The sequence below is a fragment of the Hahella sp. KA22 genome (assembly GCF_004135205.1).
Lineage (GTDB): Bacteria > Pseudomonadota > Gammaproteobacteria > Pseudomonadales > Oleiphilaceae > Hahella.
The window spans coordinates 5,259,815-5,286,450 of the sequence record NZ_CP035490.1; the positions used below are offsets into that span (position 1 = coordinate 5,259,815).

The 26,636-nt window shown below is 55.5% G+C and carries 19 protein-coding genes and 1 pseudogene; 5 read left to right on the plus strand and 15 right to left on the minus strand.

What is annotated here, in order from left to right:
• Nucleotides 1-79: 79 nt before the first annotated feature.
• The gene (locus EUZ85_RS23205; protein ID WP_206617937.1) at nucleotides 80-559 is read left to right on the plus strand and encodes a CDP-archaeol synthase; all 480 of its coding nucleotides are present in this window, start codon (nucleotides 80-82) and stop codon (nucleotides 557-559) included.
• A gap of 117 nt (nucleotides 560-676) precedes the next feature.
• Here EUZ85_RS23205 and EUZ85_RS23210 read toward each other — a convergent pair whose 3' ends face one another.
• From EUZ85_RS23210 to EUZ85_RS23260, 11 genes are all read right to left on the minus strand, one after another.
• On the minus strand, nucleotides 677-1,105 hold the full coding sequence (locus EUZ85_RS23210) for a tetratricopeptide repeat protein (protein ID WP_127972400.1): 429 nt from the start codon (nucleotides 1,103-1,105) through the stop codon (nucleotides 677-679).
• 71 nt (nucleotides 1,106-1,176) lie between these two features.
• Nucleotides 1,177-1,371 (minus strand): hypothetical protein, encoded by a 195-nt coding sequence (locus EUZ85_RS23215; RefSeq protein ID WP_127972402.1) that lies wholly within the window; start codon nucleotides 1,369-1,371, stop codon nucleotides 1,177-1,179.
• A gap of 652 nt (nucleotides 1,372-2,023) precedes the next feature.
• Complete coding sequence (locus EUZ85_RS23220; RefSeq protein WP_164887327.1) at nucleotides 2,024-2,812, minus strand: carbon-nitrogen hydrolase family protein; 789 nt, start codon at nucleotides 2,810-2,812, stop codon at nucleotides 2,024-2,026.
• A 49-nt stretch (nucleotides 2,813-2,861) separates the two neighbouring features.
• A complete protein-coding gene (locus EUZ85_RS23225; protein ID WP_127972406.1) occupies nucleotides 2,862-3,176 on the minus strand; it encodes an AzlD domain-containing protein in 315 nt (104 codons plus the stop codon).
• Between the two features lies 1 nt (nucleotide 3,177).
• Entirely contained in the window at nucleotides 3,178-3,966 is a 789-nt protein-coding gene (locus EUZ85_RS23230) for an AzlC family ABC transporter permease (protein WP_164887328.1), read from the minus strand.
• Nucleotides 3,967-4,021: 55 nt separating this feature from the next.
• Nucleotides 4,022-5,215 carry an acetyl-CoA carboxylase biotin carboxylase subunit family protein gene (locus EUZ85_RS23235; protein ID WP_164887329.1) on the minus strand — a complete coding sequence of 398 codons (1,194 nt, stop codon included), beginning with the start codon at nucleotides 5,213-5,215 and terminating at the stop codon, nucleotides 4,022-4,024.
• Nucleotides 5,216-5,296: 81 nt separating this feature from the next.
• Nucleotides 5,297-10,570 (minus strand): non-ribosomal peptide synthetase, encoded by a 5,274-nt coding sequence (locus EUZ85_RS23240; RefSeq protein ID WP_127972412.1) that lies wholly within the window; start codon nucleotides 10,568-10,570, stop codon nucleotides 5,297-5,299.
• Nucleotides 10,571-10,589: 19 nt separating this feature from the next.
• On the minus strand, nucleotides 10,590-14,420 hold the full coding sequence (locus EUZ85_RS23245) for a non-ribosomal peptide synthetase (RefSeq protein WP_164887330.1): 3,831 nt from the start codon (nucleotides 14,418-14,420) through the stop codon (nucleotides 10,590-10,592).
• Nucleotide 14,421: 1 nt separating this feature from the next.
• Nucleotides 14,422-17,421 (minus strand): amino acid adenylation domain-containing protein, encoded by a 3,000-nt coding sequence (locus EUZ85_RS23250; RefSeq protein ID WP_127972417.1) that lies wholly within the window; start codon nucleotides 17,419-17,421, stop codon nucleotides 14,422-14,424.
• Nucleotides 17,422-17,484: 63 nt separating this feature from the next.
• On the minus strand, nucleotides 17,485-18,309 hold the full coding sequence (locus tag EUZ85_RS23255) for an SDR family oxidoreductase (protein WP_127972419.1): 825 nt from the start codon (nucleotides 18,307-18,309) through the stop codon (nucleotides 17,485-17,487).
• 42 nt (nucleotides 18,310-18,351) lie between these two features.
• Nucleotides 18,352-19,056, minus strand: coding sequence for a thioesterase II family protein (locus EUZ85_RS23260; RefSeq protein ID WP_127972421.1), 705 nt, complete (start codon nucleotides 19,054-19,056; stop codon nucleotides 18,352-18,354).
• A 927-nt stretch (nucleotides 19,057-19,983) separates the two neighbouring features.
• Between EUZ85_RS23260 and EUZ85_RS23265 the strand changes: the two genes are divergently transcribed.
• Nucleotides 19,984-20,742, plus strand: a complete 759-nt coding sequence (locus EUZ85_RS23265; RefSeq protein WP_127972423.1) for an SDR family NAD(P)-dependent oxidoreductase — start codon at nucleotides 19,984-19,986, stop codon at nucleotides 20,740-20,742.
• 103 nt (nucleotides 20,743-20,845) lie between these two features.
• On the opposite strand, the gene EUZ85_RS23270 is transcribed toward EUZ85_RS23265, so the two are convergent.
• Entirely contained in the window at nucleotides 20,846-21,430 is a 585-nt protein-coding gene (locus EUZ85_RS23270; protein ID WP_127972425.1) for a metal-dependent hydrolase, read from the minus strand.
• Nucleotides 21,431-21,449: 19 nt separating this feature from the next.
• Entirely contained in the window at nucleotides 21,450-21,815 is a 366-nt protein-coding gene (locus tag EUZ85_RS23275) for a DUF393 domain-containing protein (protein WP_127972427.1), read from the minus strand.
• Between the two features lie 59 nt (nucleotides 21,816-21,874).
• On the opposite strand from EUZ85_RS23275, the gene EUZ85_RS23280 reads away from it, so the two are divergent.
• Nucleotides 21,875-22,441: a nucleotidyltransferase family protein gene (locus EUZ85_RS23280; RefSeq protein ID WP_127972429.1), complete on the plus strand. Its 567-nt coding sequence runs from the start codon at nucleotides 21,875-21,877 to the stop codon at nucleotides 22,439-22,441.
• A gap of 242 nt (nucleotides 22,442-22,683) precedes the next feature.
• Here the strand turns inward: EUZ85_RS23280 and EUZ85_RS23285 are convergent, their stop codons facing one another.
• Nucleotides 22,684-22,989, minus strand: coding sequence for a hypothetical protein (locus tag EUZ85_RS23285; RefSeq protein ID WP_127972431.1), 306 nt, complete (start codon nucleotides 22,987-22,989; stop codon nucleotides 22,684-22,686).
• Between the two features lie 95 nt (nucleotides 22,990-23,084).
• On the opposite strand from EUZ85_RS23285, the pseudogene EUZ85_RS23290 reads away from it, so the two are divergent.
• A pseudogene (locus EUZ85_RS23290) lies at nucleotides 23,085-24,445 on the plus strand (IS1380 family transposase).
• Nucleotides 24,446-25,054: 609 nt separating this feature from the next.
• On the plus strand, nucleotides 25,055-26,179 hold the full coding sequence (locus EUZ85_RS23295; RefSeq protein ID WP_127972433.1) for a hypothetical protein: 1,125 nt from the start codon (nucleotides 25,055-25,057) through the stop codon (nucleotides 26,177-26,179).
• A 53-nt stretch (nucleotides 26,180-26,232) separates the two neighbouring features.
• Here the strand turns inward: EUZ85_RS23295 and EUZ85_RS23300 are convergent, their stop codons facing one another.
• Nucleotides 26,233-26,610 (minus strand): VOC family protein, encoded by a 378-nt coding sequence (locus tag EUZ85_RS23300; protein ID WP_127972435.1) that lies wholly within the window; start codon nucleotides 26,608-26,610, stop codon nucleotides 26,233-26,235.
• Nucleotides 26,611-26,636 lie beyond the last annotated feature (26 nt).

The window sequence follows — 26,636 nt, forward strand, 5'->3', positions numbered from 1 at the left end:
GCGCCGGTCTGACAAGCCAGCGATTCACAGCTAAGCTTGTAGGGTCTGTCGACGATTAGGCATCGCCACTGCAGCCCCTATGCTTGAACTGAGAGTATTACTGCTCTTACTGATTGCTAATGGAGCCCCGGTGTTCGCCCGTTTTCTAATGGGCGATCGAGGCGGCCTTCCCATTGATTTCGGCGTCTGCTTCAAGGATGGCCGTCCCCTGCTCGGCCCCGCAAAAACCTGGCGTGGCCTCATCGCCGCGGTTCTTATCTGCGCTCTGGTTGCGCCATTGCTGGGCTTTTCCATTATGACCGGCTGCGCGGTCGCTCTGCTGGCGATGCTTGGCGACCTGATCACCAGTTTCTGTAAACGCCGCATCAATCTGACGCCCAGCAGTCGCGCGCCATTTCTGGATCAATTCCTGGAAACCGTATTGCCCCTGGCCGCCTATCAACAGACGCTGGGCCTGTCGTTGCTGCAAATCGGGGTTATCTTTGTCGCCTTTGTCGTGGTCAACTGGGGAATTTCGCCCCTGCTGTTTCGCCTCGGCGTGCGCAAGAAGCCCTATTAAATCTCTTATTGAGTAAAGCTCTGGTTGACTAAAGCTCTGGTTGACGGAAACCAACTCAACGACCACGGATTATTATCCTGGCTACCGCCAGCTAAGAACTAATTAGAGTGGAAAAGTCTACTCGCAGCATGCCAGCAGCAACGCGCTGATTTCTCTTCTCAATTCCAGGTCGTTAGTGGACTGCGCCAGCTTGTCGGCCTCCACCAGCAGCTCGCGGGCGGCGTCGCGTTCGCCGTCGTCATACAACCGGTTAGCCATGGCGAAAGTTATGGAGGCGGAATAGTCGATCAGGTTTTTCTCGTTGGCGTATCGCAGCGCCTTGCGATAGATCTTTAGCGCCTGATTGAGGTCACAGGTAAAATCCGCCAGCGCCTCCCACTGAAAAGGATGATTGCGTGGGGAGAACTCGTTGTTTTCACACAGCTTCCGCAGCGCCTGATAATTGCGCCATAACGCTTTGGTGTCGCCTTCCGCCGAGGCGTTGACGATATCCACCGCCAACTGGTGTATTTCATCGAAAAAAGGCAGGGCGATTCCAGAAGACATAGGCGGGCTGCGTCAGATAGCGGGGAAACCTGCGGGAACCATAACCCGCAGGTTTCCGGTGGGTAAAGTCATCATGCTCCCCGCGCTCGAATGCGGCGGAGAGTGTAGCGCCGATCACGACTGTAGTGTTCGGCCAACTCCAGATCGTTATCGCCGGTCGCCCGGGAGAGTTCCAACAGACGCTCGAGTTCTCCACTTTGCTCCAGTTGCTCGATGTACTCCTTCATAAGCTTAACGACATTCTGCGTTCTCTGAGTGTCCGCCATAGCAGTCTCCTTTTCTATTTATTTCTTATAAGGTCCTGTCCCACGTACATCCAGGGACGTCCTGAGCACTGATTACAGCGAGAAATGCACTGGGGAGTTGTTACAAGTCCCCATACTTAATATGTAGAAGATGAAACCGGCGGACGCAAGTCGCAATTTTCGCCCCGATTGGGTGAACTGCGTTAATTTACGCGGCAAAACAGCCGATTGTGAGCGCTTTTTGATAACGAAAATAATTAGGCGCCGATTGAGGGAAACGGTAGCTCCAGGGGATAAGTTCCTGGGACGGGATAGTGAGATCGGACACCCTGGCGATACGCCTGCCCGCCTTGTTTTCGGGTGCGCAGCCTTGGACCTCTCCCAGCTTACTCTCCTTGAAATCCGCCTCGGCGGAGACATCGAAGTAATATTAACATGGCAATGATATTGGCATGTTAATCATCAGGCGCATGGATGCGCCTGCGCGGCGTTAAGCCGCGGGAGACAGGGCCTGACATGTGCAGGCCCTGTCGTTGCAGACAAATAGAAGGAAGCTATTTGTCTGCCTGATTAATAGTGGAAGTCGCTTTGATTTCGCCCATCCCTTCAAACAAACAACCGGTGACGGCGATTCCGCCAGTCACCGGGCAGTCAAGGCTAACTTCTATACCCGTCAGACAGTTCTGACGTAACCGGACCAGCCGGCTTCGGTTTTGACGCCGATAACCAAGGCTTCGCCGGTTTGCGGTCCCTGGGCCAACAGGTCGCCGCTTGGGATCCATACTGCGCTTTTGCCAATCGGCTCCCAGCCGCCGGAAGGCCCGCTGAAGTTCGACATGATGACGCACATGCCGTGGGTCTGTGCGTAGTCCTGTAACTTGGCGGTGTCTTCGGCATAGCCGCCAGCGGTAATCAATACCGAGCTTAAATACGCGACGGCTCCGGCGGCGGCCGTGTTGCGGGCATGGGTGGCGACGCCGGTATCCGCACAGATAGCCAACCCTAATGCAACGCCCTGAAGCGTAAACACCTTTTCGTCGGCGCCTGGCGCAAAGTGCTGATCCTCACCGGGATGTAAATGCATTTTGCTGTAGTGAAATACCGGCGCTTCCGGGCTGATGACAAAGAGTCCGATGTGAGGCTTGCCTTCCCCCTCCTGCACCGGCGCGCCAACCATCAGCGTCACGCCCTGTTCTCGCGCCGCCGCTTGAAACGGCGCCAGACGAGCATCCGTATCGGTGAACGCCAACTCCCTCGCCAGGTCCGGCTCATATCCCGTCAGAGAAAGCTCAGGAAAAATGACCACATTGGCGCCTTCTTCGACCGCCGCCGCTATCAACCGCAAATGCCTCCGCGTATTTTCCTCAACATCCCCTCGCACCGGGCCGAACTGAGCCGCGGCTATTTTGAAATCGCCTTGCATCATAGATTCCTTGATAAATTGCACGTGCCTGTCAGTCATTAGGCAGCCCTGGCGCAGCATCGCCACACGCCAAGGCTCAATGGGCCGGTTATATCATTTTCAGAAGCACAAAAACGGCCACGCCCAACGAGCTGGACAGTATAAGCCGTTTAGTGAACAACATGATCGCAAATGTGGCCACTGACGCTAAAAAATAGGGGTGCGTCAACAGACCCAACGACACCTCTTTCTCCACGAAAACCACCGCTGGGGCGACAAGCGCAGCGATGACCGCCGCCGGCGTCATGCGCAGAATGTTTTCCACTTTGGGGGGCAAGGGTTTCCCGGCCCAGACCACCCAGGGCAGATAACGGGGAAGAAACGCGCACACTGCGATCAATGCAATCAGAATATAAATATCCATCTCAGCTTTCCTTAACCTCTTCCACAACCACTTCCGCGTTTTTCACCGGAACCCATCGACCGTACAACACGCCGGCGGCGACGCCTGCGACCGTCCCCAGAATGGTTCCCAATCCGTATGGCGCATGATGCGCCAGTATCGCCGTCAGGCCTGCGACCGAGACGATGCAATAGGCTTTTCTATCCACCAGGCAGGACGCCAGCATGGCGACAAACAAAGCGGTCATGGGGAAGTCAACGCCGGAACCCGCCCACTCAAGCAGTGCGGAACCGACCAGAATGCCGACCACGGTGGCGATCGTCCAGGCGCCATAAATGGAGAACGATCCGCCCAGATAAAACCATTGGCGGGCCGTCACCGGCGCGTCTTTATCTTTGAATTTTTCAACAAAGATAAAGAACAGCGCATCGATCAGGCCAAACCCCATCACCAGTTTCCACCCGGGGGAAATATCATTGACTTTGTCCCGCAGCACGATGCTGTAAATCATCATGCGCAGACTCAACGTGAGCACCGTCAGCAGAACCACTGTCCAGCTCGCAGACTCCTGCAGCATCATGTAGACGACAAACTGAATGGTTCCCGAGTTCGCCAACATGGCCAGCAGCAACGTCTGCAGACCGGTCAACCCACTGGTGACGCCCAACGCCCCGGCTATCATCGCCATCGGTATGGCGGAGAGAATAAACGGGGACATGGCTTTCACGCCGTCCAGGAAGTGCTTTTGTCTTAACTCCGAGTTTAATGGCTGTCCGGAGCTGTCATCCGGTTTTGCGGCCACACTTTCCATACTAAAGAACTCCATCACTGCAAATTTTTTCAAGGCCGGACATAACGCCGCCGCTTCAACCTACGGTCACGACAGGGGTGAACAGCTTCAGGTGCTCATCCCGGCTTTGCGGACTGTCGGATTCAAAGATCATCCAGCCGATACGGTCATAGAATCCCGTGCTGGACTTGATCTTGTCGCCGATGCTGGCGTCCTGCTTTTGTTTAAGCACGTTCACGCTGCTTTCGAATTGAGCTGGAAATGAAAACGCCTGCAGTTCGCCTTCCTGCGCCATCACAAATTCAATGCTGACCAGACGCTCCTGGGTCTTGATCGGCGCTGGAACGGTTTTATCCGCGAGGAAATTAAACTGATCCGCAAATACTTCCGCGCCAGTGCTGAAATGGATCAGATCGGTGATGAAGTCGCCGCCGAAGCGCGAATGCAGCTCTATGATTTCTATCTTGTCGCCGTCCACTTTGAACTCAACATGGAAGGGGCAATTGCGCATGCTCAGCGCCTCAAACACCTGCTGGAAATATTCCGCGAAGGTTTCCAGGTGGGGATGGCGGGTGTAGAAAGTGTGGCCGGTTTCGACAAAGTAGGGGGCATCCGTCGTGCGCTTTTCCGTCAAACCGTAATAGTAAACCTGACCATCGAAGACCTGCCCTTCCACACTGAACTCTTTACCGCCGATGTAGCTTTCCACGGTAAGCTCGGTTTTATCGCCGCCATAAGGATGGCTGCGAACGCGCTCCAGATAACCTTCCACTTCCGGATAGGAAGACAGCAGTTGCACGCAAATGCTTCCTCCCAGGCGCACCGGCTTGACCACCACCGGAAAGTCGACGGAAAGCAATGCTTCCGCCAATTCAGCGACCGTGGTTCTGAACGACTGAACCGAGGACAACCCTCTTTCCACCAGGGTGTGGCGCATCAGACTTTTATCAATGCTGAACAGCTCCACGTCTTCACTATGCCCGGCGAAGCCGAAGTGTTTGCGCACTTTGGCGGCGATGGTGAGTCCGGCTTCAGCGGTGGAAATGACCTGAGTGCAGGCTTCCGCCTCCACCAGCTTGATCACGGCGTCCACATCGGAGGGAGAGCACGCCACAGCTTTGGCGTTTTGCGGCCACCAGGAAGCGGGAATGCGATCAATCCGCTCCTGCATGTCGATAAACACAAATTCGTGCGCGCAGTTTCCCGCTTGGCTGAGAATGGACTGCGCAACGTCCAGATTAAACGGCAATGGCAATATGGCCAGTTTCATGTCTGATCCTTGATTCATAAGTTGTTATTAATACGCAAGTCTCAACAAAGGCCCCACGCCGTCAGGCGCAGGGCCTCAACGTCATTTGGACAGTCGCATCAGCTCGCTGACCGCTGCAGCGGTTTCCGCCGGTTTGGTCCGGCAGAAGTAATGGCCTCCGTCAGCCAGCTCAACCAACGCTACTGACTCGCACACCTTGCTCCATCCCAGGTACTGCTCCCGGTACTGCGGCGTCAGGGGATCGTCTTGCGCAGCCACCATCGTCAGAGGCAATGTCATAGGCGTTCCGTTTTCCGTTAAATCAGCAAGGTAACGGTTGGCGCCGCAGGCGTCGTGACGGAAGGCTTTCACCAATTGCGCCAACTGGGGCTCGGACAATGCATTCAGATCGCCATAGCCAGTCTGCGTCACCAGCCACTCACCCACGTCCTTCAACGGCATGGATTCCAGCTCGGCCGCAAGGCTTCGGGAACGCTCCGCGTCAGGCAGTAACTTACCGCCGATAAATACGCCGGCGACACGGCCGCTCTTCTGTAGCAGTCCGGCGGTGGCCAGGGCAGCGGCGCTGCCGACGCAATGTCCCCAGATGAAGACATCGCCACTGATGTTAGCGCTGATTTCCGCTGCCGCCTTCTTCGCCAGCTCCTCAACGGACAACAGCGTTTCGCCGGTATCGCTCAGGTTATGCCCCGGGGGCTCCACGGCGAAAACCTGCACTTCAGCGTTCATTTCCGCGAGACGTTCGGCAAATGGTTTGAAGTTAATGGCGTTGCCGCCCGCATAGGGGAAGCACACCAGCGTGACGGGCGCCGAACGCCGATCAGGGGTCAGCGCCACCAGAATGTCGGCCTCGTCGGCGGGCATTTTCTTTCTGGCGACATCCGCCAGCGGCGCCAGAGTGGAGTTGCGCATGAGGTCCACCAGGGAGATCAGCCCTTCCAGCAGTATCGTGACTTTCATCGCCGCCAGAGAGTTGCCGCCCAGGTCAAAGAAGTTATCGTTGCGTCCAATATTCTCTTGGGGAATCTTGAGCGCCTGCGCCCAGGCCGCTGCGATGCGCGCCTCCACAGCGTCCAGCGGCGCCTGTTGTTCCGTCGCAGTCTCGATAGATTTGCCCTGCTGCAACGCCGGCTTGCGGAACGTCAACGCAGCAGTCCCATTAACAAGCTCAACGCCGCCATCCTGCACATAGCGCCCTTTCAGATCCGTGTGTCGCAATCCCAGGCCGTTCAGGACCGGATTAACCTCAGTCTCCAGCTTGTCCGCCTCAGCGTTGACAAAATACAGGTCTCCGATAGCGCCAACAGGAATAAAACGCCCGGATTCTCCCAGGAGATAAACGCCCGTATCCGCCCCCGCCGGTTCTGGGCGCTGCGTCAGATTCGCAGGGATGTTAGCGCCCTGCTCTGCAATGGCCGCCAGTTCCTGTTGCGTCAGAATGGGCTGGCGTCTGGGGTCCGCTTTAGGGTCCTGAGTCATACTCTCAAAGATAGTGAGATAGTATTGCGCGAAGTTCTCCACCTGCTCCGCCGTGAACGCGTGCTCGTGGTAATGCAGGCTGAGTTTGACGTCGTCAGTGAAGAAGTGGCGGCAGAACTCAGCCCGAATCGCAAACTCCGTCTCCGAGTTCGCACGCACGTCCAGCAGATTGAACTCCGGCATTTCCTTGAGTTCTTTCAACAGATAGAAATGGGTGTAGTTGAAAGCCGTGTCGAACAGCGGCTCCTGCGTCCCGATATCCTGCTTCATACGCGCCATGGGATAGCGACGATGCGGCAGCAGCGCAGCTTCCGCCTGATACACACGCTGGATCAGCCCGGCCCAGGATTCCGCGTCGACATCCACCCGGAACGGCACGGTGTTGAGGAAAAGCCCGATCGCCTTGGTGGCGTCTTCCGCTTCAGGGCGGCCGCTATGCTCGTAGCCGGTCATGACGTCAGCATCGCCAGACACCACACTCAGGAATTTAAGGTGCGCCGCCATCAACAGGGTTTTGACCGGAACGGCTAATTGATCCGCCAGCGCAATGATCCTGTCGGACAGCTGCTTGCTGATGTCCACCTCATGAAACAGCACGGACAATTCCGACACAGGCTGAGCGATATCCAGTTTGGGCAGGCGAGTATAAGTCGCGCCATCCAGCATATTCTCCCAGAACGCACGGTCACTGACGGAGCGCAACGATTGGGCTTCCAGGCCGATGTAATTGCGGATGTGATTGTCCACCAGGGGCTCGTCAAAGGTTCCGCCCTGCAGCAGGGTGTTGTATATGCGGAATAATTGCGTATGCACCAGGGTGATGCTCCAGCCGTCGAGAGCGGAGTTATGCTGACTGAGCACATAGCGGTACATGTTATCGCGCAGGACATGCACATGCAGGCGCACCAGACCAGGCTGATTCCATTCAAAGCGATACGCTTTCTCTTCCGCCAGCCAGTTCTGATGCCACTGCTCCTGCTCTGCTTCGCTCATTCCCCGCAAGTCATGACAGTACAACGGCGCCTCCACGTCTGTATGCACCATCTGGATGTACTCGTCGAAGCCATCCAGGTGATAACTGGTGCGGAAGATCGGATTGCGCTTGACCAGAATGTCCGCGGCGCGCTTGAACACTTCCAGATTGATCGGGCTCTCGATGATGTAGCTGATAATGTCGTGATATTGCGCCGTACCGAAAGTCAGTTCGTTCTGGAATATCAACCCCGCCTGCAACATGGACAGCGGATAGGCGTCATCAACGCCTTGCGGCAGGCGCTGGCGATCCTGCTCGCCCAACAGTTCAAACGCCTCAAAACGGTGCTGCTGAAGCTCGCCTTTTTCCTCTTCCATCGCCTGCGCCAACGTCGCGATCGTGGGGTTGGCGAACAATTGCTGGAAGGTGAACTCCAGATCGAATTTTCTGGCCTTGGCGAGAACGGTGACGAAGTGAATCGAGTTGCCGCCAATCGCGAAAAAGTTATCGTGCACGCCAACCCGGGGCAGCTGCAGCACCTCACGCCAGATGTCCGCCAGAATTTCCTCGGTGCGGTTACGGGGCGCAGTATATTCCGCAGTTTGCAAATAGCTGTCCGGCGACGGCAGCGCTTTACGATCCAGTTTCCCGTTCGGCGACAGCGGCATTTGCTCCAGCACGATAACCATGTCCGGAACCATATAGGCCGGAACCTGCCCTGCCACATGCTGACGCAGGGTCTCTTGCTCCGGCTCGCCATTTGCGGTGACGTAGGCGACCAGTTTGTCCAGACCGGCGGCGCGGTGCACCAGGGTGACGGCGTCGCGCACTGCCGAATGGGAACGCAGAACCGCGTCGATTTCCTGCAGTTCAATACGAAAACCGCGCACTTTCACCTGGTGATCCAGACGGCCCAGATACTCGATTTCACCATTGCTGAGCCAGCGCGCCAAATCGCCGGTTCTATACCAGCGTTCAGAGGCGTTTTCAGGATTTGCGACAAAGCGATCCGCCGTCATTTCCGGCAGCGCATGATAGCCCCTCGCCAACCCGACGCCGGCGATGCAAAGCTCTCCGGGAACGCCAATAGGCAGACGGCGCAACTGCTTGTCCACGATATGAATCTGCGTGTTATCGATGGGGCTTCCGATAGTGACCTTGTCCAGTCCGAGTTTGGCGGTGCAGTCAAGATGCGTGACGTCCACCGTCGCCTCGGTCGGTCCATACAAGTTGATCAGACGGGTTCCATTGGCGGCGTGCAGCAGCTTCTTGAAACGCTCCGCCTGATGCAGGGTCAACGCTTCGCCAGAGGTAAACACTTTGCGCAGCGACTGCAAACGGGCGACCGCCTGAGTGGACTCCACATAATCCAGGAAGGCGTTCAGCATGGACGGCACAAAGTGCATGGTCGTCACCTTATTCGCCTCAATGGCCGCCACGATTTTCTCCGGTTCGCGCTCACCGCCGGGCTCCAGCATGCAGACGCGGGAGCCGGTAAAGAACCACCAGAACAATTCCCACACGGACACATCGAATGAAATCGGCGTTTTCTGCAGGATGACGTCCTCCGCCATTAACGGATAGGCGTTCTGCATCCAGGCGATCCGGTTGATAACGGAATGGTGCTCGATTAAAACGCCCTTGGGTTTGCCGGTAGAGCCTGAGGTGTAAATGGCGTAGGCGAGATTATCAGAGCCGCCAACCGTTGTAGACGCCACCGCGCCCTCTGCGCCCAGCGCTTTCTCGTCAATGTCGATGACGGTATAGCCGGACGTATCCAACTGCAGCAGATGACGATGCGTCAGAATGACGCTCGCGCCGCTGTTTTCCAGCACATACTGAATTCGGTTGGCGGGATATCCCGGGTCTATCGGCAAGTAGGCCCCGCCGGCTCGTAAAATCGCCAGGATCGCCACGATCATCTGCGATGAGCGCTCGGCCGCCACCGCCACCAGCTGATCTTCCGCCACACCGGCTGCACGCAACTGCGCCGCCAGGGCGTTCACTGCGTCATTTAGCTGCGTATAGGTCAGATGTTCCTGACCACAAACTACCGCCGTCGCATCCGGCGTCTGCGCTACCTGTTCAGCAAAAACCGTTTCGAGTCTGACTTCCCGGCGATATTCCCGCTCGGTCGCATTAACTTGTTGCAGCAGGGCTTCATCCGCCGGCGTATTAATGGATGCCGACGCGACTTCCGCGTCAGGAGCGCTCAGCAATTCCAGCAACAACTTTTCATAGTGTGCGGCGATGCGCTGAATACTGTCGCCGTCGAACAGGCCGTCGTCGTAGGAAACCGTGACTTCGCCACAGTCGACATCGACAAAATGACTGATCAGAACCCGGCACTGAAATTGACTGGATACCGAAGCATCCGCCGTTTCAAGCGCTTCCAACGCCACATCGAAAAAGGGATTGCCGCCCTTTTCCGCTTCCAGTCCGAACTCATCCGCCAGCACCGTCAACGGATAGTCGCAGAATTCCAGCCCCGCAAGCATGGCGTCCCGAGTGGCGCCCAGCAGCTGCTTAAAATTCGCGTTCGCCGGCGCCTGGATGCGCAGCGCCAGATAGTCGGACAGTTTGGTCTGCTCCGGTTGCAACGGCTGCCCAATGCAGGCTGTGTCGGAGCCGGTATAGCGACGCAGCAATTCCGCCAGCGCCGCCAGCATGACCACCTGTCGCGTCGCGGTTTTGCCGCCGCTCAACTTGTGCAGACGCTGCCTCACGTCGGCGTCCAGCTTATGCACATAACGCTGATTCAACGCCCCCGACGGCTTCACCCTATCGGGATGAAACAGGCTTTTCTCCAACGGCTCCGCCAACAGGCCGCGCCAGTATTTTCCGTGCTCCGGCCGCTGCGCCGCCGCAACCTTTAATTGTCCTTTGGTTTCGATAGACTGCATGTCCTACTGCCTCTAAATTTTAAAATTCAAACTCGATTTCCGGTAACGCAACCGGACCACTTTCTTCGTCCTGATTCAGCGTTCGAATCTGGCTATTCACATCGCTCAGCGCCTTATCAATGATCTCCAGCAGCCGATCACGGAAAGAAGCCATTGTCTCGGCGGTGAAAAGGTCCCGATTGAAATGCCAGCTTGCTCGCAGGCTGGTTTCGCCATCTTCAATTTGCAGGTTAAGGTCATAGATGGCCGCGCCGGTCGCCGCCGGCGTCCAGACGATGGAGCCACCCAAAAACGTTTGTCTGCTCAGCCCGGTGTTCTGCAACGCAAACATGGCGTCGAATAACGGAGACCTGCCATAAGAGCGCTCCGCAGCGATCTGCGCCACCAGTCGATCAAAGGGATAATCCTGGTTGTCGAAGGCGCCCAGCGTCATGCCGGCCACCTCCTGCAGATAATCGCCAAAGCTTGCCTCTGGCGCGGGCTTCAGCCTGAGACAGAGCGTGTTGACGAACATCCCTTGAATCTTGTCGACGCCGGGGGCCAGGCGACCCGCGACGGGCGTTCCTATGGTGATATCGTCAGCGCCGGTGACCTGGGCCAGGAAGACGCCATAACAGCCCAACAGAAATTGATAGGCGCTGACCTGAAGACGCTCGGACAGGCGACGGATGTTCGCCGTCCTCTCTTCTCCCAAATCAAATTCCAGAAACTCCCCACTGAGACTGCGCACCCCGGACCTTGGATAGTCCGTGGGCAGATCCGGTAGCGCAGGCTTCTGCGCATACATTTTCAGCCAATAGGCTTCCTGCTCCGCCAGATGGGCCTGACCGCTCTCGCTGGCCAGCCAGTGCGCATAGTCACGATATTGCAGAGGCGACTCAGACAGACTGTGACCGCGATACAGCGCCTCCCACTCCTCAAACAAACAGAGCAGTGAGTAGCCATCAGTCAAAATGTGGTGAATATCGAAGAGCAGATAGGTTTTCTCTGTGTCGCGATAGAGCGCTGCGCGCCACAGAGGGCCCTGCTGCATGTCAAAGGGGCGGATGAATTGGGTCAGCGCATTAAATACATCCGAAGCCGCCGGAGCCTGGGCTATCGACACAGCCAGATCTGTATGAATCCGCTGAAGGGTGATCTCCCCGTCACGCTCAAACGAGGTTCGGAGAATTTCGTGTCGATCGACTAATTGCCGCAAGGACTCCTGCAAGCGAGCCGGGTTGATATCCGTCGGCAACGCCACCCAAATCGGTAAATTGTAATGACAGGCGTCCGCTTGCTTGGATTGCTCGATGAACAAACGCACCTGTTGCGGCGTCGCCTCAACGCTGGTTTGCGCAGGAGAAGCGATCACGCCACCCGTTGACGCGCTCCGCCCCTGCTGAGCTCTGACCAGCGTCGCTAACTCCGCCACTGTTCCACTGCGTAGAACGTCCGCGACGGCGATTTTCACACCCAGGTCACGACGCGTCCGCGAGGCGATCATGACGGCGGTCAACGAACTTGCGCCCAACCTGATGAGATCATCATCCGTCGCCAAATGGTCAATGTTCAAAAGCGAGCGGCATATTTCCAGCAAAACGCGTTCATTATCATCCACCGCTTCGGCGCCGCCGGACTCTACCTGCTTCATCTCCGCCAGCGCGCGTCGATCCACCTTGCCATTAATCGTCAACGGCAATTCAGGCAGGGCCCAGACCGCAGCAGGAACCATGTGCGTGGGTAGTTGGTCGATGAGCTGCTGGCGCCAGCCATCCAGATCAAACCCAGCGGCGACCCCCAAGTAGCAATGCAGCCGATATTCCACAGCGCCTTCCGGTTTTAATGCGAGCACCAAGGCTTCATTCACCATCGGATGTGACAGCGCCGCTTTCTCGATTTCGCCCAGCTCAACCCGAAAGCCGCGAATTTTGATCTGAAAATCCTGGCGTCCGAGAAAATCCAGCTCATCCTCGGCATTCCAGCGCGCCCGGTCTCCCGTACGGTAGATCCGGCTTCCCGGGACATAAGGATGGGGTACAAATGCTCTCGCCGTGTCGTCTTCCCGCCCCAAATACCCTAACGCCAAGCCAGCGCCGCCGACATACAGCTCGCCTTCAAACAACGGCGGCGTCAGACGACCAAACCGGTTCAGCACCAGCGCCACTGAATTACTGATGGGGGCGCCGATGGAAATGCTGTCCAGACGCGCCGGATCAATGCGCTGCACCGTGGATATCACCCCGTTTTCAGTGGGACCGTAGGCATTCAGAATAACAATTCCCGGGCAGGCGGCGTATACCGCCGCCACCTGCTTCGGAGAGATCACATCGCCGCCCACCAGCAACTGACTCAAAGGCGCGAACATGGCTGGATCGTCGCTGGCCAGCTGTGAAAACAGCGAGGTCGTAATCAACGCAACATCTGTTTTCCGCTCCCGGAAAAAACGCGCCAGTTCAACGCTGTCCAGGAGCACTTCCCGATCGACAATCTGCAAACAACCGCCGTTAAGCAAGGCCGCCCAGATTTCAAACACACTGGCGTCAAACCCCGTCGCGCCCGCCTGGGCGACGCGGACGCCAGACGACAAATCGAGATAGGACGTGCGTCGAACCAACCGCAAGACGCCCGCGTGCGTGTTCAGCACGCCTTTGGGACGCCCGGTGGTGCCGGAGGTAAACATCAAATAGGCCGCCTGTGAATCCGCCGGAGCGGACTGTGACGGCGTCTGGATTTGCAGGGCGCGCACCCGCCCGCCCGGCAGGTCCAGCGACAGCGACGCATGCGTCACATCAGCGAGGACAGTCGGCGGCGCGTCTTCACTGTGAATCAGCACGACGGCCTGGCTGTCCTCCATCAACAATTGAATGCGCTCGGCGGGATAGTCAGGGTCCAAAGGCATATAGACGGCTCCCGCTTTGAGCGCCGCCAGTGCGGAAACCGCCATGGGGATGCTGCGCGGGGTATGAATGGCGACGACCTGACCGGGCTGCACGCCCAGCTCGCGCAGGGCTTGGGCGAGCTGGTAGCTGGCCTCATCCAGTTCAGCGTAAGTAAGGGATATCTCGCCATGGGTTATCGCCGGAGCCCTGGGAGTTTCCGCCACGCGCGCCGCAAACGCTTCTTCAATTCTGGCGTATTCGTCGAAGTGGGTGACCGGCGCCGTTCCCCGCTGCAGTCGTTCGGTAATTTCATTCGGAGCCAAAAGCTCCAGTTGAGACAAAGGTTTGTCCTGCAGCAAACCCATCTCCAGAATATTCATGACCGCCGCGCACAAAGGGCGCAGGTAGCTGAAGGAAGCGAAAACGCCGCCCCCCTGAACCACAACCTCGGCGCCCTCCGCCGTGACGCGCAGCCCCATGACAATCGGCGCCCGTGGGGTTTCACTCGCTCCCAGATTGAACAGCAGGGGCGTCAACAAGTCCTGCGCTGGCGGCAGAAGACCATACTCTTCCGCGGCAAGCTTGAGATAGGGAAACGCCCGGTGAGACAGCGCTTCCGCCATCGTCTTCGCTACCAGATCAATCACTGAGGCCAGATCAGCGCCGGGGTCCAGCGTAAATGTCAGCGGAATAATCGTGGCGTCGTCGAGCTGCACTGACAGCGTCTGCCGCTCCCTGTCAGTAAAATGCATCAACGCCGTCAACCATCCCGCCAGCGCTACTTGCTGCGGCGTAACGCCTATCTCGGCGGCGGCGCCTTCAATGGCGCTCAGCAGGTCTGCGCCGACAGGTATGCTCGCCACCAGACGCTCGACAGGCTCCGCCGCACGGGACGGCGCTTTCAGTTCCGTTGGCGACCACTCTGCGTCAAACAGACCTCGCCAATACGTTTCCGCCGCGCGGATCGCCTCAAGCTCGGTGAAATCCATATCACTGACCTCCATTGCCGACCATTACCGGCGCCAGTTTTTCGATGGTCTGCCGCACGTATAACTCACGTATCGGAAGCGCAGGCAGCCCCGCCGCTCTCATGGCGGAGGCGATTCTGACCGCGTAAAGGGAGTTGCCGCCAAGGCTGAAAAAGTTGTCGGCCGCGGTCACTTCGCGCCCCAGCACCTCACTCCAGACCCTGACCATGTCGGCGACGAGACGGTCAGCTTCCGTCTCCGCGGCAGTCTCTTCTGAGCTGGTTTTAGCGGGCTCGGAAGGAGCTTCCGCCACGACTTTGGGCTTATCCGCCGCGTTGCCCTGCGCATTGGGCTCAGGCAGCTTCTTAACGTCCAGCTTGCCATTCGCCGTCAGCGGCATGGCGTCAACCTGAGTGAAGGTGGAAGGCATCATGTAAGCCGGCAGCATCTTTTCCGCTTTGACGATGACGTCCTCCACGGCGATATCCGACAGCACAAGGTAACTGTCCAAACGAGCGGAGGCCGGGTCATTTTTATCCGGCTGGTTCAACACCACCGCCGCCGCCTCCACCCCGTGGACGCCGAGCAATACTTTGCGGATTTCATCCAACTCGATGCGGAAACCACGCAGCTTCACCTGACTATCCAGGCGCCCTAAATGCTCCAGACGTCCGCATGGCAATAAACGCCCTTTGTCGCCGCTGCGATACATACGACCACCACAGAAGGGATCGGGCATAAAGCGTTCTTCCGTCAACTCCGGGCGGTTCAGGTATTGTGAAGCGACGCCCGCTCCCGCGACGTATATTTCCCCCGCCACGCCCACCGGCAGAATATTGCGCGCGGCGTCCAACACATATAAACGCCAACCCGGAATCGCCGGACCGACGGAACGGGAACCGGCCATAGCCTCTGCCCGCGCAATGGTCTGGGCGGTGACATGCACCGTGGTTTCGGTAATGCCGAACATGTTCACCAAACGGCAACGGGATTCCGGGTAGCGGTCGAACCACTTCATCAGCATCTTCGCGTCGAGGGGCTCGCCGCCAAAAATAACCAGTCGCAAATGCGTCAGTGGCGCTCCGCTTCGCTCCATTTCCATAAACTGGGAGAAAGCGGAAGGGGTCTGGTTCAGCACCGAAACCTGCTTTTCTCTGACCAGTTCCAGGAACTCGTCAGGCGCACGGGACACCCAATAGGGCACGATCACGAGATGGGCGCCGGTCAGCAGACTTCCCCATATTTCCCATACCGAAAAATCAAACGCGGCGGAGTGGAAAAACGTCCAGGCGTCTTTCTCATTGAGGCGAAAATCCTCCTGCGTCGCCGCCAGCAGGCTGACGACATTCTTGTGAGGAACCACCACGCCTTTGGGTTTGCCAGTCGATCCTGAGGTGTAAATCACATAGGCTGCGTCATCGGCGCTGATATGCTCTGCAGAGGGCGTCGTCACCCGCGCATCGCCAATATCCCGCTCCAGCTCTGACGGCGCGATCAGCCGCCGCGCCTCCGTCACCGGGAATGCGTCTGCGTCGGTAATCACCAGACGGATCTCGGCATTGTCACAGGTATATGACAGACGCTCTTCCGGATAGGCCGGGTCCATAGGGATATAAATTGCGCCTGCTTTCAGAATCGCCAGCATAGAGGCGATCAAATCAAATGACCGCTCCAGGCAGATACCAACGCGATCACCGGGCTTCACGTTGAGCACGACCAGATTCAGCGCCATAAGGCGCGCCCTGCGCTCTAAATCCGCGTAAGTCATTTGCTCGTTTTCGTAGGAGAGCGCGATGGCGTCCGGGGTACGAGCTGCCTGACGGGCGAACAATGCCTCCAGACGTTCTGCTGGAATATCGCCAAGCTCGCGATCCACGCCTAAGGCGGCCACTTCCTGCTGCGCCTTTTCATCCAGCAGCGGAAAGCTGCGCAGATTCAATTCGCCATCTTCGCGCAGTCGCTCATACGCCCGGCGCACGCACTGGAAGAACTGTTCGACGCTGTCGCCAGAAAACAAAGCGCCGTCAGCCAGCCCGCTGATGCAATATCGCCCCTGCCCCTGACTCTCAATAAGCAGCGTTAACGGATAAGGGGCTCCCAGAGAGGGCGCATAGTCGCAAGCCGCTACTTCAGGGTGCGGTGAGGACGCGGCGTCGTATATAAGCGCCGCCAGAGATACCTCGCCGCCGTTTTCACAGTCGTGCAGACGACTCGCCAGCGCCTGCGAGCGCCAGACCGGTTGCTGCAACGACTGCTCGATGTTTGCTTTAAGACGCTGCGCTGTGGCGTCTTCCTGCACCGGCGCGGCGACCAGCGACCAACCGCTCACCGACTCGGCGCGGCTGTCATTAACGGCAACGACGGGTACGTTCGTCGCAGAATAGCGAGCCCACACCGTAGCCAGCGCACTGATCCAGCCCGCCGCCAATTGCGGGTCATCCTGGCCGCTGAAAACGCCCAGACGCATTCTGATTACGCCCTCTTCGCACTCTTCGCCCTTTCCCCGCCAGTCTGGAAGCGGTGAGAAATCAGCGGATAGCAGAGAGGTCAACTCCGGTTCACATGCGGACGCCGCCGCAGGCGGCTGGTAAACGGCGTCCTGCTCAGAGATGGCCGCACAGACGAATGCATCCAGGGATGCTTTATCAAAAACCGCGCGATTGGCGACAATCACCAGGTCAACAAAGCGGTCTGCGTAGGTTAATAACACCACGCGGATATAGGGAAACGTCTCGGCCAGCGGCCTCTCCATTTCCTTTCTGACCCGGTCCGCAGCCTGATAGCTGTCCGCCCGCAAATGCAGCGTCTCAATCCAGACGTACTCACGCCCCTCGGCCGTCTTTTGCATAAACGGCAGGGCTGCAAGGGCGTGTTTTAGCCGCATCGCAACGGCCTCTGGATTGACGGATTGCGTCAGTCGATAGGCGGCGGCGTGCAGTGCGCCGGGCGCCACATCGCCGTCACTCAGGTAAGAGCTCAGATTCCCGGCTATTTCCGGGTGATTCAAAAAAATGCTTTTCATGGAAGTGCCTTATGTCGAATGAGAAAATCTGGACAGTCCTTGGCGAAGACCTCTTTCCACCGCCTAACGCGCGGAGAAGCCGCCGTCGACGGTGATCACGCTTCCGGTGACCTGACGGGACTCGTCAGAAGCCAGCCATACGGCGCTATGGGCGATATCCTCAGGCTCGATCAGCGCATTCATAGGCTGCGCCTGCACAAAGGTGTCCTCGTGCTCGGAGACAGGCACATGCAGGGAGCGTGCGATCTCCGACAACATGCGGCCTTCGACATGGGAGGCGTCGCGAACGGACCCTGGGCATAATGCGTTTACCCGGACTTTAAGAGGGGCATAATCAAGGGCGACGGCTTTGCTCAACCCGATAACGCCATGTTTGGCCGCCACATAGCCGGAGAAGTGTCGATAACCGACCACTCCCGCCGTGGAAGCAATGTTGATGATGCTGCCGGAGCGACGCTCCGTCATGGCGGCGCCCACGGCGCGAATCATCCGCCAGGCGCCGGAAAGATCGACGTCAATCATGGTCGTCCATTCATCTTCACTGATGTCATGGGCGATTTTTCCAGACGGCGCAGCGATGCCTGCGTTATTCAACAGCACATCAATGCGTCCGAAACGATCCAGCCCTTTTGCGACGACAGCATTGATCTCAGCTTGTCGCGTCACATCCGCCAGACCGGTCAATACCGCGACGCCCTGCTCTTCACATAATTGAGCGGTATATTGCAGTTGGCTTTCTGATCCGAGGGGATAAGGCACGGTGGCGATGTCCCGTCCAATATCCAGCAGTATCAGGTCCGCCCCTTGCCTGGCGAACTCAAGGGCGCAGGCGCGCCCCAACCCTCTGGCTGCGCCGGTGACCAGCGCTACTTTTCCTTTTAGTCTCATAATTATCTCCTTGACGACACTGCGATCCACTAATAACAAGAATTAAAGAACCGCACTTTCGATCAGGGCGATAAGCGCCTTGGGATCGTCCATCAAATACATATGACCGCCGGGGAGTTCTTCGTGCAGAGTTTGCACGGAAGAAGCTTTGCTCCAGAGCGCTTTATCCTCAGCCGTCACCAGTTCATCGTCACTGCCGCGAATAGTCAGCACCGTGATCGGCAAGGAGTCATCCGCCAGAGGGTGATAGCTTTCATGCATCTCCACATCCGCACGCAGCGTCGGCAACAACACTTCCCGCATGATAGGGTCTTCCAGGGCGGGATGAGAGTAGCCGGCAAACTCATTGACCCGGCGTACAAATTCATCATCCGGCAACCCAGAGGCGCGCTCTTCCCTGCTGTTCCATGGGCTTGGAGAGCCACTCACGATTAACCCCTGCACATTGGCCTTTTCCTCTCCGCACATGGCGCGCGCCAGCTCAAACGCCAGCACGGCGCCCAGACTGTGTCCGAAAAAGACGATGGGGTTGGAGAAATCCAGCTCAGCCATTAACTCGGGCATAATGCCTTGCACCGCTTCCGCTACGTTGGTGTATGCAGGCTCAACAAAGCGCTTCTCCCGTCCTGGCAACTGCACAGCGATCACATTGAGCTTGTCGGACAAATCCTTCCACTCGTGAAACACCGATGCGCCCGCGCCAGCGAAGGGGAGACAAACCAAGTTAACCAGAGAGACTTCTTTCATTTTCTGTATCCTTTAGTTATTACTATTTCCTTTTTCGCCGGCGTATTTATAAACGCCAGACAATAGGAGGCCATAAAGCCTGTTTAGCTTTATATAAAATATAATGAGCGGTATTTATCGACGGACTAGAATAAGTCTATGCAAGGTTCCATATACTTCCCTTTCCACAATTAATACTTCCTGATTCCCGTTAATGTTGTCCAAATAGACAGATAACTTATACGCAAACCATTTAATGCTCGCCAGATTGCATGAACATGACTAAAGAAACGTCATTAGCGTTCGCTTCCCCCATAAGGGCGTATCTCTATAACTTACTGATTAGCAGTAATAAAATGAGAAAACACCTCCATGCAACGCAAGTATTGGCGCGCCTGACAGCATAATTTCCATAACGACAGGTTGACGTCATTTTTGCTACGACCTTAAAAATAAGGCGTGGAAATTTCACTTAAACATTTAACTATACTTGTATAAACGGGATAAGAAGCGGTGGAGAGAAGAACCCGAGAGAATATAGCCGGGATAGGACATAAACGGACGGATAGAGGCCGTCCCCTTTGGCTTATGATACAACATCCTGTAATACTCGTAGTGTTGTTAATGTTTAATCAACAAAACGTGATTATATATATTTTTTTAGCCGCTTCAATCTGATAATCAGTATTTTTTACTATATTCCAGCGTTAGGGTATAAAGTCGCTCTTCCTATCGCCTGTTTGCTCAATGAGCCTGCATCAATAGAGCGCACTTTCGGCAGCCGCCCCCTTCAATTACCGTGCGCCGGGATGTTTTTTGCCGACATTATTGTTCGCGAATTTCGGATAGTCCAATCATAAAAAGTGGATTTATCCCTCACAACATCCCCAATAAACTGGTCCTGACACTGAGAAGCAGGCATCCAACACCCCACTCTGGAGACGATAAATGAGCAGCAAAGTCGCAATAGTCACTGGCGGAAACCGCGGTCTGGGTATGAACACCATATTGCATCTGGCGAAAAAAGGCGTGGATATCATTCTGACCTATCGCAGCAACCGCGCCGAGGCGGAGGATGTGGTCGGCGAGGTGCGTCAAATGGGGCGCAAGGCGGTCGCATTGCAACTGGACGTCGCCAATAGCAAAAGTTTCACAGATTTCGCCAAGTCCGTGGCGCAGGAACTCGACGCCAACTGGGGGCGTGAGCAGTTCGACTATCTGGTGAATAACGCAGGGATCGGCATCCATGCGCCTTTCGCGGAAACAACGGAAGAGCAGTTTGATCAGTTAGTGAATATTCATCTGAAGGGCGTGTATTTTCTGACGCAAAAGCTCCTGCCATTGATCGCGGACGGAGGCAGAATCGTCAACATCTCCACCGGTCTCGCCCGCTTCTCCCTGCCCGGTTATTCAGCGTACGCAGCAATGAAAGGCGGCGTAGAGGTGTTGACCCGCTATATGGCGAAAGAACTCGGAGCGCGAGGCATAGCCGTGAACGTGGTCGCGCCAGGCGCTATTGAAACGGATTTCGGACAGGGACTGGTGCGCGATAATTCGGAGATCAACCAGTTTATCGCCTCACAAACCGCACTCGGACGCGTCGGTCTACCGGACGATATTGGCGGCGTCATCGCCTCTCTGCTCTCAGAGGACAATCGTTGGATCAACGCTCAACGCATTGAAGCGTCCGGCGGGATGTTTCTCTAAGCTGTCTCGGCGGACCAGCCCAAGGGCTGGTCCGGTTTCACTTTGACAGCATTAGACTGTACGAAGAAAGCCAAGACAGAGCCCTACTACATCCCAATTGCCGCTAGCGCGACAACCCAATGCTGATATAGCCACACAGCATCAAGACGCCAACCGCCAGGATGGCGATGTAAACTCTTTTCTTCAATGTGTTACGTCCTCGTGCAGAAATAAAAGCAGCCACCGGAACCAGTATTCCCATTTCAATGATCAGATTTCGCCAAAAGTAAAAATTGAGAATATCGAGCTTTCCCGCGCTGGGCAGGAAGCCGTGGTTCAAGGCATATACGGAGTCAGTCAGCGGCCAGAATATGGGATTCTTATGCACGCCGACACAGTAATCCATGAGCACATGCGCGATAGAAGCGACGCAGATCAAGAGTGAGTTGGCGTTCCTTAAGCGTTTGACGAACACATACTTCTTCAAACCCAGTCCGATGCAGGCGATCACCAGACTCGCCCCAATGGAGTGGGTATAACGGGGCGCTATGTTGACGCCGAAGCACCATGTCAGCAAATAATCCAGATCAGGGCATACGACCAACCCCATAAAGAAAAGGCTCAGAAACAACTGCTCCGATTTACTTTCCGGTTTGGCGTTATCGCCAATCGCCGCTCCAATCAGAGCGTGGCCGAATATAGATGACATTGATTCAGGTTACCGCAACTCACCAGTGCTTCAGGGCGCGATTCCACTGGTACAAACACCAGGCGAACACATTATAAATTTTGTTCAATAGCCAGCGCAGACCGGTAACTTTGGACACCTTCGCTTTCCACTGCTCCGACGACGAAACCTCCCAAATAGCGATAAAGGCTTCATAGCCCACGCGCAAATCGCCATTCAGGTCAATGACGTGCAAACGTTCTCGAACGAACTCAAGATCAGCGTTGAGATCTTTCACCTTATCATTGTCCAGATGCACGTCCTCCCATTCGACACCACAGACCGCTCCCTTTTTCTGCTGGAATTTAATGCCAGCATCACACACCGGACAGGCGGAGTTGTAGAAAACGCGGATTTTAGGTCTCATAGGCGTCCCAAAAATGAATACAGCATTGGACAATAATACAAGTCAGGAAACGCAAGCATATGGAAAAAGATCTTACGCTGGAAGCGCGTTTTAAAGCTCTGATACAGAGCGTCCCAGAGATCATGGAAACAATCGAGGCTTGCGCCAATTATGGCCTGCCTGATTATTATCTGGCTGGCGGCGCGGTCACCCAGACGCTCTGGAACAACATGCTTGGAGAGGCTCCACTGAGTAAAGTGAAGGATTTCGATGTGGTCTATTTCGCGCATGAAGCATCAGCGTTGGAAAAAGAGCATGAGAATACGCTCAACCGCCTGACTCGCCATAGCATTCCCATCGATGTTAAAAATCAGGCGCACGTACACGAATGGTATCCACGCAAGTTTGGACACGACATCCCACCCTATCAAAGCGCGGAAGCCGGTATCTCGTCCTGGCTGCCCGCATTCGCGATTGGCGTGCGAAAGCAGGTTGATGATCTAAAGATATTCGCGCCTTTCGGACTGAATGACGCCATGAACATGGTTATACGCCCCAACAAGTCCGTCATGAGCGCAGCCAACTATATGACTCTGGTGGATAGTTTTAAAAACCGATGGCCTGCTGTAACAGTTTTATCTTGGTAACTATTTGATAGCATAAGACAGGACAGCCAAATAACAGAGTAAACTTTCATACATAGAATAAAAACAACCGTTTTACTTTTACCTTTAGTCGTCTTTTAAAACTTATTTCTAAATCTTTCGGCTATTTTTTCCAAAGAGATCATAACATCCCGATCTCTATCCGTTCCTTTCATCGTACTCAAAAATTTCTATAGGTTTCTGATCTGCTGTTTTGGGTGGAATTAGTGTTCGCTTTATTTCCATTATTCAAAGTCTCCCTCATCAGAGTCTTTAAGTTTTTTAGCCATTTTTTCAGCTATTTCATCGAAATCGATATCATCATCTTCCATCTGTGACGGTATATCCTTGACCTCAGTATCTCCCCGTCTCAAATAATCCAAGACATCTATCATCTCTTCATAGTCGTGCCTTTCAGAGGCATAGAAAACGACATCTCCATTAATGGTTATGGCAATCGCACTACAATTATATTTTTGAAATGCACCCACAGGATCTTTTGCAAAATCCTCCACCGACATAGAGTGCTCTGCGTACAATTTATCTAACATTAACCTGAATCCGTGGCCCCGTCAGTAATATTAACCTTTAACACACTGAAAATGATGGCAAAATATCCCCATCGTCCTTTCACCCAGTAAGCGCTATGTCCCGAATTCATCTACGCTCCAGCCACAAGACCCTAACCAGCCATGCCGGCCTGGCCCTAATTGGCGATTGCCTGTCCCTGTCGCATATTGATGCTCTTGACGGGCGCTTTCCCACCAGCCGAGGTATGAAGACCAGCGATTTGATCAAGTGTTATGTTGGCCTGTTATGCCTGGCCAGAGCGACTTTGAGGCGATAACCAATCGCCGTGCGGACCCGGCCTTCCGCAAACTGCTCAAAGTGGGAAAGGTTCCCAGTAGTGAGTGGTTACGCCAACGCCTTGAACAGTTGGCCGAGAAAGGTTTGTCAGAGCATCTGCCCGGCTCCAGTGTGGAGCTGTTGAAAGGGGCTGAGGCTCTGGTCAGCCTGGAATCAGGCGCGGCAGCCGGTTATGTGTGCCTGGATATTGACACCTTTGTGATGGACAACAGCGATACCCGCAAAGAAGGCGTGTCACGCACCTATCAACAAGTGGATGGATATACGCCGATAGCGGCCTATCTGGGGAATGAAGGCTGGTGTCTGGGTCTGGAGCTGCGTCCGGGCAAGCAACACAGCGTGAAGGACAGCGACGGCTTTATGCGGCGAGTGTTGCCACGGGCCAAGCGGCTGACCACGGAGCCCCTGCTGATTCGGCAGGACAGTGGCTTCTGCAGCCAGGAGTATCTTTGGGCTCTACGCCAGCAGCGAGAGCAGGCGTGGGAAGAGCAACGTCGGTTGGACTATATCGTCAAATGGAATCCCCGTAGTGAGGCCCGTGATATGGCCCTTTGGGTGCAATTGGCGGAGGGACGGTGGCGGGAGGTTCGCGAAGGTAAGCGGGAAGCCTTGTGGCTGGAGCACGTGGAATGTCGGCATGGAGGGAACAGCTGGGAAGAGCGTCGAGTCATTCGATTGGTGGAACGAACCAGTGATCGTCAGGGGCAACTTCTGCTGGAGCCGGAGTATGAACTGGAAGGCTGGTGGAGCACTCTGGAGCAGACGCCGGAGCAGATTATTAAGAGCTATCGAGCCCATGCGACCCATGAGCAATTCCACAGCGAGATTAAAAGTGACCTGGACCTGGAGCGATTACCTTCGGGGAAGTTTGCGGTGAACGACCTGGTGTTACGGCTGGCGATGCTGGCTTATAACTGTCTACGTCTGCTGGGGCAACTGGGGATGACCGGGACGTTGAGTCCGGTCCGACACCCGGCGAAACGGCGGCGCTTGAAGACGGTGTTACAGGAGTTCATGTACCGTGCGGCGCAACTGATCCACAGCGCCCGGCGTTGGATACTGGACTTTGGAGAGGGGTTCCGGGGATTGGAAGCCTTCATGATGGTGCAGGCGCACCTGAGGAGAGCGGCCTCGGGTTAGAGAGGGATTAAACAGAAGGATTCAACGAAAGAGTCGGCGGAGATGGCCGAGGGCTTCCCCTGTCCGGGCAGCCGAAAATGCCCCAATAAGAGCTGGTTTTGAGCGATGCTAAAGAGCTAAAGCAGGGGGAGAGATAGAGAAGTTGGCTCGGTGCTGATCGAAAATCAGGGCGCCAGGGGTCGGGAAAGCGTTGGCGGCAAATCACACCACGGATTCAGGATTAAATCACCTCTCTTCCAGCATCATGAATCAGCACACTTAATTTAAAACAAACTACGAATTATTAACTTTTCATATCTGACTAAAATTATATATTCAAACAGACAGAAAATGCATTCCTTTTAACCCCTAGCTCACACTAAATATGCTACATACTGTCTCGTAATTTATAGCTACTCTCATAAAAGGCATTCACCACTGTTTATATAGTGAACACGAAACAATAGCTACCATATCACCACTACAGTCGATACAATCGCTGAGTAATGACTAACCTTCATTTCTTACACTTACAATAAAGCCCGGAAATTGAGCCAGAGGCGACTTTCGCCCCGTACACGTCAAGGAAGTATCTGATATTTAACATCCATTCTCAGGAGGAGAATCTCAATGTCAGGATGCTTAGCCACCCTATTCCCAACGTCATTAATCCGGGCCTTACAAACCCTCTCGCTGCTGTTGTGTTTCTGCGCAGGGCCCTCGCTCTGTCTGGCGGAGGCTTTTGGAATCAGAATCAAGGACTCCGCCAAAAACTGGGGGATTACGCAAAACAGTTATTATTCCTTCAGTGTCCATAAAGACACGCTCTTCGCTGGCGGACGCGCTGTGCTTGGCTCAGGAGGGCCGACCGCGCGGTTATTGCGCAGCGAGGATGGAGAGAATTGGGCGCAGGTGGACGTGCCTTTCAGCACAGACGATAACGAAGTCCGTCGGGTCTGGTCCGCTCCGGATGGCTATCTATACGCCGTCACGCAAAGCGCTACGCCTAAAATTTATCGCTCGCTGAATGGACGGCATAACTGGACGCGGGTGAAGACATTATCCGAGAAAGATGAATACGGACGCTGGTTTGAAGCCTTTCAAGGCTGTATCTACCTGGCGGGTCGCAGCGACAAACACACTGAAGCCAGACTTTATCGTTCCTGCGATGGCGTCACCTGGAACGTAGCCGCCTCCTTTCCCGGCGTCACCGGCATTTTTTCCTTACTGGCTCACGGCAATACGCTGTATTTGACGACAGGGCTCCCATACTCAGGTGAAGTCAGCGTAATGGCGTCGGATAACGGAATAAATTGGGCGCGCGTAAATGAGACGACTTTCGCCAGCGATGAAACGCTGCATTCTCTGGTGGAGTGGCGAGGCGCGTTTTGGCTGGGCACATTAAACAGCACGACTGGCGGAGCGATCTGGCGCTCAGAAGACATGCGCGTCTGGGAGAAAGTCACCGGTGACGGCATGGGAGTGGGGCTTGATGAAAAAGAGGTGTATCGGCTGTATCCCTGGGGAGACCTGCTAGTCGCAGGAACCTACAATCCGGTGGATGGCGGCCGTCTATGGGCCACGGAAAACGGTCGCGACTGGGGCCAGATAGGCAGCCCCGGCGGCAACTCAGGCAGCGAATATAAAGGTGTATTTGATTTCATCGAGTTTCACGGAGCGCTTTACACCGCACACAGGGTCAGCTCCATCGCAACGAATATCCCGACTTTCCCGCAGGCCTTGATGAGGCAGTAGGCACTCTCAATAAAGGCGGCTCAGATGTCCGCCTTTATTGCTGACCGCTGACTTCAGCGCACAATTTCACTGGGGCAGAATGCTCGAATTCTGTGTCCGTCCGGGTCCTGAACGACAAAGGTATAGCCAAAGTCCATTTGCGTAGGCTCCTGAATCACTTTAGCCTGCTTCGCACTCAAGACTTCCAGCGCTGCGGCGACTTCTTCTCGGTTATCCAGCATCAGGCCAATTTCCGCGCCGCCGCCGGTCATGTCCGCTGCAGGCTTTACCTCCGGTTTAGCCCACAAGCCCAGCTTCCAGCCGGACTCCAACACAAACATCGAGAAGCCTGGGGACGATTCCACCGGCGCTTTCCCCAATATGTCCGAATAAAACGCCGTACTGACAGGCATATCGCTGACGTACAGAATGATATAGCTAGGTTCTTTCATAATCGTTCTCCAAATTCGATCTATCG